Origin of the sequence: Campylobacter concisus (assembly GCF_902460595.1) — a bacterium.
GTDB lineage: Bacteria > Campylobacterota > Campylobacteria > Campylobacterales > Campylobacteraceae > Campylobacter_A > Campylobacter_A concisus_BL.
Genome location: NZ_CABPVA010000001.1, coordinates 312,477 through 320,831 on the forward strand (window position 1 = coordinate 312,477; position 8,355 = coordinate 320,831).

Consider the following 8,355-nt stretch of genomic DNA (forward strand, 5'->3'; position numbering starts at 1 on the left):
CAAGAATAACAGCCGTGCATGCTGGACTTGAATGTGGAGTGCTTTTGGAGAAAAAAGCAGGTCTTAGTGCATGTTCAATAGGACCAAACATCTACTCACCTCACTCTACTAGAGAGCACTGCGAAGTAGCTTCTGCGCTTTTTATCGAAAAAGTCGTTCGCGGTATCGTTAAAAAGTATAACTCATAAAAAACTAAAATTTGCTAGAAATTTCTAGCAAATTTTTCTATATCACCTTATCCTTGCTTTTACAAAGATCGTTTAGTATGCACTCAAAACAAAGCGGTTTTTTAGCCTTGCAGGTGTAGCGCCCAAAAAGAACCATACCTTGATGAAGCTTGCCAAGATCAGTTTTAAAGGCACGGCTTAGATCATCTTCGGTCGCTTCTGGCGTCTTTGCGCTACTTAAACCAAGTCTATGTGATACTCTAAAAACATGCGTATCAACAGCCATTACATTTGCGTTTGTAGCCTCTAAAAGCACGACGTGAGCGGTCTTTTGTCCAACTCCAGCAAGCGCTTTTAGCTTCTCTTCATCAAGTGGAATTTCTCCGTCATAAAGCTCAACCACGCTGTTTGCCATCTTGATCAAATTTACGGCCTTGTTGTTAAAAAAGCTGCATGAGTTTATCATGAGCTTTAGGCTGGCTAAATTTGCACTTGCTAGCTCAAAAACATCTTTATATGCCTCAAATAGGGCAGGGGTGATCAAATTTACCCTTTTGTCTGTGCACTGAGCTGAGAGCATGACACAAACAAGAAGTTCATATAAATTTCTAAATTTAAGCTCGCTTTTTGCGTCCTTAAACTCGTCTAAAAGTCTTCTTTTTATCTCTAAAATATCTTTTTTTGTTCTCATCTGGCTATTTTACCTAAAATTACAAGTTAAACGAAAAGTTACCGCATTATTTGATATAATCTTGCCCATAAAATCAATTTTTTAAAGGATTTATATGAAAAAATTTTTGTTTCCAGCAGTTTTAAGTTTAGCTGCAGCTGTCACTCTAAACGCAGCAGTAGTTGCAACAGTTGATGGCGATGCTATAAACGATAGCGATATCTCAGCACTTTTATCAGCAGCTATGCCAGGATTTGACGCTAGCAAGCTTCAACCAAATGAGAAAAAACGTATAATCGACGATCTAATCAACAGAAAACTTCTTTTAAAAGATGCAAAAGCGACAGGCATTGAAAAAGATGTTGATTACATCAAGGCTGTAAAAGCTGCACAAGAAGGCATCGCAGTTGAGCTTTATATGAGAAAATTGTTTGACGGCATAAAAGTAAGCGATAGCGATTTAAGAGATTTTTACAACAAAAACAAAGCTAGCATGAACCAACCAGCTCAAGCAAGAGCAAGACATATCTTAGTTGAAGATGAAAAAACAGCAAATGACATCATCGCTCAACTTAAAAATTTAAAAGGCGAGGCTCTAACTAAGAAATTTGCAGAGCTAGCAAGCCAAAAATCAATCGACAAAGGCTCAGCAGCACACGGTGGCGAGCTTGGCTGGTTTGGTCAAAGTCAAATGGTAAAACCTTTTGCAGACGCAGCATTTTCAATGGCTAATGGCACAGTTTCAACTAAGCCAGTTAAAACTCAGTTTGGCTACCATGTTATCTTAAAAGAAGATGGCAAAGCTGCTGGTACCGTAAGCTTTGAGCAAGCAAAACCAGAGATCGAGCAAGCTGTAAAAATGGAGAAATTCCAAGCTGCTGTTAGACAAAAAAGTGAAGCTCTACGCCAAAAAGCAAAGATAGAATACAAATAAAATTTGGAGGATAAAATGGGCGTTTTAGATATCGTAAAACCTGGTGTTTTAAGCGGAGATGATGTAACAAAACTTTATGCTTATGCCAAAGAGCAAGGTTTTGCAATACCTGCTGTAAATGTCGTAGGCAGCGACTCAGTAAATGCTGTTTTAGAAGCGGCAAAGGTTGCTAACTCGCCTGTTATCGTTCAGTTTAGTAATGGCGGTGCAGGTTTTTACGCTGGTAAAGCCTGCGAAAACGCAGCCGTTCTTGGTGCGATCGCTGGAGCAAAGCACGTTCATTTGCTTGCTCGTGCTTACGGCGTGCCAGTCATTTTACACACAGACCACGCTGCTAGAAAGCTTTTGCCTTGGATAGATGAGCTAGTAAAAGCAAGCCATGAGTATAAAAAAACTCACGGCGTGCCACTTTTTAGCTCTCACATGCTTGATCTTAGCGAAGAGAATATCAACGAAAATTTAAGCACATGCGAGAAGTACCTAAAAGAACTTAGCGAGCTTGGTATCAGCCTAGAAATCGAGCTTGGCGTCACTGGTGGCGAAGAGGACGGCGTAGATAACACAAGCGTTGATAACGCGCTTCTCTACACTCAGCCAGAGGACGTCGCGCTTGCTTATGAAAGACTAAGTAAGATAAGCGATAAATTTAGCATCGCAGCTAGTTTTGGTAACGTCCATGGTGTCTATAAACCAGGCAATGTCGTGCTAAGACCAGAAATTCTTAAAAACTCACAAGCCTATGTCGCTAAGAAATTTAACACAAAAAGCGACAAGCCAGTAAATTTTGTATTTCACGGCGGTAGCGGTAGTGAGCTAAAAGATATCAAAAATGCTGTAAGCTACGGCGTTATTAAGATGAATATTGATACCGATACGCAGTGGGCATTTTGGGACGGCGTGCGCGAGTATGAGGCTAAAAATAGAGCATATTTACAAGGGCAGATCGGTAACCCAGAAGGCGATGATAAGCCAAATAAAAAATACTACGATCCAAGGAAATGGCTAAGAAGTGGCGAGGAGAGCATGGTTAAACGTCTTCAGACTGCTTTTAGCGACTTAAACTGCCTAAATAGGAACTAATCCTATGCAAAATCAAAATGATTTTAGTGAGCTAAGCGTGCCAAAGGAGCACCAAGCTCACTCTTTCTTTGTCTTTTTTAAAGTTATCTTTATCCCTTTAGCCATCTACATCTTGGCGATACTAGCGTATCTTGGCGTTATAAATTTTCAGATGAAGCTTCACACCATCGTGATGATGGGCGTTATACTCTTTGTCGCTTTTATATTTTCACGCCACAGTGCCTTGGTAGCCTACTCAAATTTCTTAACAAATGCCAAAGACTACAAGATAAGACTAAAAGAATTTATCATCGCTCATCTCTTTGAAATTTCAGGCGTCAAAAAGGCAAACACTAAATTTGAAGATTTTTTCGAGAGCTATACAAGAAATTTTAGAAATGACAACCTAGCAAACATCGGCCAAGCAGTCTTTCCTATGCTTGGAATTTTGGGCACATTTATCAGTATCGCTATCTCTATGCCAAGCTTTAGCTCAAGCACTGCAAACGGACTTGAAAAAGAGATCGCTATACTGCTAAACGGCGTAGCTACGGCGTTTTATGTATCGATTTACGGCATATTTCTAGCGCTTTGGTGGATGTTTTTTGAAAAGATCGGCATTAGTAAATTTGAGAAATTTTACAGCGAGCAAAAAGAGCTAAGCCGAGAGTTTTTCTGGCAAGAAAATGAGCTAAATGCAAATTTCATGAAAGCAAGTGTAGGCTACTTTAAAGATAGTCGCGATGCCTTTAAAATGGTGCTTGATGATAAATTTATAAAAGAGTTAAGCGAGCAGACAAATGAGAAATTTAAGAGCCTAAAAGAGCTTTGTGAGGTTGAAAAAAATATCATCAATCAAAGCAAAGCCGAGCTTAGTTCAAATTTAAAAATGCTAAATGAAGCCAGCCTAAAACAAGATGAATTTGTAAAGATCCACTCCGATATACTAAAGGCAGTTGGTGCGTTTTCTAACGCCTTTAAAGATATGGAGGTTAAGCTTTTAACCGAGCATGCAAAGCTTGGCGAGATTTTTAGCAGAAATTTAAACGCCACAAAAGAGAGCCAGCTTAAATTTGAGCAGACTATAAAGAGCTTTGACGCCATTTTAAAAGAATTTTCTCTCTCTTTGATGAAAGAGCAAAACGAGGCGTTAAAGGCATTTAGAGCCTCACTCGTGGAGAGTGCAACGATATTTAAGGCGGCTTATGAGCAAGAGGGCAGGAGCTTGGAGCGTGAAAAAGAGCGCGAGAGCCTCATTGCTGAGCTTAAGAAGAATATAGACGAGATCGATAAAGAAGCAAATTCTGTAATAGAAAAAATCGAAAATCTAGTGCAATGAAAATAAACAAAAATAACGAGGATCAATCGAGCTTTTGGGTTTCGTACGCGGACTTGATGGCAGGTCTGCTCTTTGTTTTTATGCTGCTAATAGGCGCTGTAGTCGTAAAATACGTCCTAACTCAAAATACCCTTGAAAATAAAGAGCAAGCCATCATCGCAGCTTTAGCAAATTTAAAAGACGCTCAGGGCAAGAATTTCACCCTTGAAGAGCTAAATGACGCCCTAAAAAGCGAGCTTTCAAAGATAAGCGACGAAAACATAAATTTAAAAAAATCAAATGAAATTTTTGTCATACAAATAGACGCTCTAAAAGAAAAACTAGCCCAGCTCATAGAGGAAAACAAGGACGCAAATGCGAGCATAAAAGAGCTAAATGCCAGCATTTTTGACCTAAATCAAAAGATGATCGTGTTAAATGATGAAATTTCATCAAAAGATAGAGCGCTTAGCGACGCAAATGCAAGTAGCGAGAAAAATTTAGCCAAGATCGCCTTTTTGCTCGAGCAAGTGAGCAAAAAAGAGGCTAGATATGACGAGCTTTTAAGAGATCTAAACGTCACTCGTGACAGGGTCAAAAACCTAACTGGCATAAGGGTAAAAGTGATCTCAGCCTTAAAAGATAGGCTTGGAAATAGCATCGAGATCGACCCAAACTCAGGCGCACTAAAGCTTAGCTCCTCAGTACTTTTTGACAAGGGCAGTGCAGTCTTAAAAGAAGAGGTCAAAGAGGAGCTAAAGGCGACACTTAGTAAGTATTTTGACGTGCTTTTAAATGATAAAGAGATCGCCTCAAATATCGATCAGATCGTCATAGAGGGCTTTACGGATAGTGACGGAAGTTACATTTATAACCTAGAGCTCTCGCAAAAAAGAGCATACGCGGTTATGGAGTTTATAAACTCATTTAGCGATGACGCGCGCCTTAGAAAGTTGCTTGTCGCAAGTGGCCGAAGCTACAACGAGCTAGTTTTTAAAGATGGAGCCGAGGACAAGGACGCTTCAAGGCGCATAGAGATCAAATTTTCACTCTCAAACAAAGAGGCTATCAATGAGATAGAGAAATTTTTGGAGTTTAAGGGTGATTGATAAAATTCGCTTAAGAGGGCGAGAGTTTTGGCTTTTAAGAGATGATCTGCTAGGCGAGTTTAACGGCAACAAGGCAAGAAAGCTAGAGTATTTTCTAAAGGCTGATCTTAGCGGCATCAAAGCGATCGTATCTCATGGCTCAAGCCAGTCAAATGCGATGTATAGCCTAAGTCTTTTTGCTAAGCTAAAAGGGCTTAAATTTTACTACGTCGTCTCTCATCTAAGCTCAAATTTAGAGCAAGATCCAGTTGGAAATTTCAAATTTGCACTTGAAAATGGTATGGAAATTTTTGTGAAAGAGGAGCGTGAGAAATTTGCTAAAGAGCTAGCAAAGAGCCAAAATGCGCTCTTTATAAACGAGGGTGTGGCACAGAGTGAGGCTGAGCTTGGCTTTATCACGCAAGCACGCGAGATAGATGAGTGGAGCAAAAAAAGTGGCATAAAGCCTGATATCTTCTTGCCCTCAGGCACAGGCACAAGCGCATGCTATCTAGCAAAGCACACCGATCTTAGGGTTTTTACGGCCCCTTGCGTAGGGGATAGCGACTATCTAAAAAAGCAAATTTATGAGCTAGATAAAAACAGCAAAGTGCAAATTTTAAATCCGCCAAAGAAGTATCATTTTGGAAATTTATACCCTGAGCTTTATGAAATTTGGCTTGAGGTTTGCAAAAGTGGCGTAGAATTTGAGCTTATTTACGACCCAGTGGGCTTTATGACGCTTTTTGCAAATTTAGACAAGCTTGGGAGTGAAATTTTATATATCCACCAGGGCGGAATTTTGGGTAACATTACACAAAAGCAAAGATATGAGAGAAAACTAAAAATAAAGGATCATAAATGAAATTTTTACACAGCAGCGACGCTGACTTTGAGAGTAAATTTTCGCAGCTTGTTAGACGAAGTGACAATGACATGAGTGCCGTGATGCCAGTGGTTGCAGGCATAATAGACGAGATAAAAAAAGATGGCGATAGCGCGCTTTTTTCGCAGATAACCAAATTTGACAAATTTAATGTCACAAGCAAAAACGACATAATAATCGACGTAAAAGAGATGGAAGCTGCCTATAACTCGCTAGATAACGCTCTAAGAGTGGCTCTAAATTTAGCCCACGACAGGATAAAAAGCTATCACGAGCGCACAAAACCAAGCGACTGGACATATAAGGACGAGCACGATATCTTGCTTGGCGCAAAATACACTCCGGTTGATCGCGCTGGCCTTTATATCCCAGGCGGCAAGGCGGCATATCCTAGCTCACTTCTCATGAATGCTATCCCAGCGATCGTGGCTGGCGTAAAAGAGATCGTTGTCTGCACCCCAGCGCCAGGTGGTAAGGTAAATCCTCTGCTTCTTGCGGCGATGCATCTATGTGGTATCAAAACAGCCTTTAAAATAGGCGGCGCAAGCGCGATCGCAGCGATGGCGTATGGCACAGCGACCGTGCCAAAGGTCGATGTTATCACAGGACCTGGCAACATCTACGTAGCGACTGCTAAAAAGCTAGTTTATGGCGACGTAAATATCGATATGATCGCAGGTCCAAGCGAGATAGGCGTGATCGCTGACGATAGTGCGGACCCTCGCCACATAGCGATCGATCTGCTCTCACAAGCCGAGCACGATGAGATCGCGAGTGCCTTTTTGATAACGCCAGTGGAGGCCTTCGCAAGGGCAGTGCAAAGACATATAGAGGACGAGCTAAAAACACTAAAACGCGAACCAATCGCTAGTGCTAGCATGAGAAACAAAGCTGCTATCATCGTTGCAAAAGATTTGCAGGAGTGTTTTAAACTGATGAACGAGCTTGCTGTGGAGCACCTAGAGATCGCTACAAACGACGCTTTGAGCTATATGGACGAGGTGAAACACGCTGGTGCGATATTTTTTGGACACTTCACGCCTGAAGCGATGGGCGACTACATCGCTGGACCAAACCACACCTTGCCAACTGGCGGAAGTGCGAGATTTTATTCACCGCTTGGAGTTGAAAATTTCATGAAGCGAAGCTCTATCATATCGGTTAGCAGAAAAGGCATCATGCACCTTGGCAAACCATGCATGCAGCTAGCCGAAGCCGAAGGACTAACAGCTCATAAAAGATCAATTGCTGTGAGACTAGAAGACTAAAAAGGGCAAAGAATTTAGGAAAAATGGCTTTTTCTAAATTCTTTTTATAATATTTTTTGCTTTAAGAAATATTTTTGCAACTTTTTATGAAATTTATAGTAAAATCCATCACGAAACTACTAAAAAAGGAGTTGATATGAAGTTAGGAACTTATACTGCAAACCAGGCTTCAGGAAACTATTATTTAGATCAAGCTAAAAATAGCGAGAAAAAGGCGCTAAACGCCATCTCTGCAAATAGCGAGATCAAAGCATCAGGTGCAAATTTGCAAATCGCAGAGAGCTTACTTTCGCAAACAAATGTCCTAAACGAGGGCATGGCAAATGCAAACGATATGATCGGCATGCTCCAGATCGCCGACTCAACGCTTTTAAATTTAAGCGAGAGCGCGGATAAGATCGGTGAGCTATCAAGCAAGCTTTCAAACCCAGCTATTTCAGCTAACGAGCAAAAGGGTATAAAAGGTGAGATAAATGCGCTTAAAAATGCGATGAGTGACAGCGTAAAAGAGGCCAAATTTAACGGTAAAAACGTTTTTGACGCCGAGCTTGGCTTTTTCACAGGCGAGGGCGCAAGAAATGTAAATTTAAGTACAAATGCTCTTTTAAATGTTAAAGAAGATGGCTCAAATTCTGGCGATATCTTGAAAAATATAAATTCACTTCGCTCAGAGATCGGCTCGACACAAAACGCTGTATTTAGAGGTATGAACGCTCTAGCTGCCAGAAGCGTAGCAAACGCTAATAGTGTAGAAAACCTTGATAGTAGCGACATCGCGAAGAGCTTGGAAGAAAATTTACAAGCAAATTTAAAGCTACATGCTGCCTCTTTAGCTAAAGCTCACGATACTACGAGCTTGGCTGCAAAACTAGATAAACTTCTAGGCGAATAAAATTTTACCGGTCTTGTGCCGGTAAAACTCCTGTCTCTTATACAAATATCCGAGCCCACGAGACCCTAAGACA

The 8,355-nt window shown here is 40.9% G+C and carries 8 protein-coding genes and 1 pseudogene; 8 read left to right on the plus strand and 1 reads right to left on the minus strand.

The genetic code is table 11. The features are described from left to right. A pseudogene (locus tag F3G86_RS01485) lies at positions 1 to 188 on the plus strand (aminoacyl-histidine dipeptidase); the annotation flags it as partial. Between the two features lie 37 nt (positions 189 to 225). Here the strand turns inward: F3G86_RS01485 and nth are convergent. Beyond that, positions 226 to 858 (minus strand): endonuclease III, encoded by a 633-nt coding sequence (nth, locus tag F3G86_RS01490; protein WP_223228526.1) that lies wholly within the window; start codon positions 856 to 858, stop codon positions 226 to 228. 94 nt (positions 859 to 952) lie between these two features. On the opposite strand from nth, the gene F3G86_RS01495 reads away from it, so the two are divergent. From F3G86_RS01495 to F3G86_RS01525, 7 genes are all read left to right on the plus strand, one after another. Further along, positions 953 to 1,771 carry a peptidylprolyl isomerase gene (locus F3G86_RS01495; protein ID WP_009294116.1) on the plus strand — a complete coding sequence of 273 codons (819 nt, stop codon included), beginning with the start codon at positions 953 to 955 and terminating at the stop codon, positions 1,769 to 1,771. 15 nt (positions 1,772 to 1,786) lie between these two features. Further along, positions 1,787 to 2,851, plus strand: a complete 1,065-nt coding sequence (gene fbaA / locus F3G86_RS01500) for a class II fructose-bisphosphate aldolase (protein WP_012140018.1) — start codon at positions 1,787 to 1,789, stop codon at positions 2,849 to 2,851. Between the two features lie 4 nt (positions 2,852 to 2,855). Next, positions 2,856 to 4,169: a MotA/TolQ/ExbB proton channel family protein gene (locus F3G86_RS01505; protein WP_149722777.1), complete on the plus strand. Its 1,314-nt coding sequence runs from the start codon at positions 2,856 to 2,858 to the stop codon at positions 4,167 to 4,169. Then, positions 4,166 to 5,257 (plus strand): OmpA family protein, encoded by a 1,092-nt coding sequence (locus tag F3G86_RS01510; RefSeq protein ID WP_149722778.1) that lies wholly within the window; start codon positions 4,166 to 4,168, stop codon positions 5,255 to 5,257. Before F3G86_RS01505 ends, F3G86_RS01510 begins: the two co-directional genes overlap by 4 nt. Then, positions 5,250 to 6,101 (plus strand): pyridoxal-phosphate dependent enzyme, encoded by an 852-nt coding sequence (locus F3G86_RS01515; RefSeq protein ID WP_149722779.1) that lies wholly within the window; start codon positions 5,250 to 5,252, stop codon positions 6,099 to 6,101. Before F3G86_RS01510 ends, F3G86_RS01515 begins: the two co-directional genes overlap by 8 nt. Then, complete coding sequence (hisD, locus tag F3G86_RS01520; protein ID WP_149722780.1) at positions 6,098 to 7,390, plus strand: histidinol dehydrogenase; 1,293 nt, start codon at positions 6,098 to 6,100, stop codon at positions 7,388 to 7,390. Before F3G86_RS01515 ends, hisD begins: the two co-directional genes overlap by 4 nt. 136 nt (positions 7,391 to 7,526) lie before the next feature. Beyond that, complete coding sequence (locus F3G86_RS01525; RefSeq protein ID WP_188116400.1) at positions 7,527 to 8,282, plus strand: flagellin; 756 nt, start codon at positions 7,527 to 7,529, stop codon at positions 8,280 to 8,282. Positions 8,283 to 8,355 lie beyond the last annotated feature (73 nt).

Excerpts from the sequence above, each read along its gene's own strand:
- nth (WP_223228526.1), bottom strand. The coding sequence starts at position 858 with ATGAGAACAAAAAAAGATATTTTAGAGATAAAAAGAAGACTTTTAGAC.
- F3G86_RS01495 (WP_009294116.1), top strand. The coding sequence starts at position 953 with ATGAAAAAATTTTTGTTTCCAGCAGTTTTAAGTTTAGCTGCAGCTGTC.
- fbaA (WP_012140018.1), top strand. The coding sequence starts at position 1,787 with ATGGGCGTTTTAGATATCGTAAAACCTGGTGTTTTAAGCGGAGATGAT.
- F3G86_RS01505 (WP_149722777.1), top strand. The coding sequence starts at position 2,856 with ATGCAAAATCAAAATGATTTTAGTGAGCTAAGCGTGCCAAAGGAGCAC.
- F3G86_RS01510 (WP_149722778.1), top strand. The coding sequence starts at position 4,166 with ATGAAAATAAACAAAAATAACGAGGATCAATCGAGCTTTTGGGTTTCG.
- hisD (WP_149722780.1), top strand. The coding sequence starts at position 6,098 with ATGAAATTTTTACACAGCAGCGACGCTGACTTTGAGAGTAAATTTTCG.
- F3G86_RS01525 (WP_188116400.1), top strand. The coding sequence starts at position 7,527 with ATGAAGTTAGGAACTTATACTGCAAACCAGGCTTCAGGAAACTATTAT.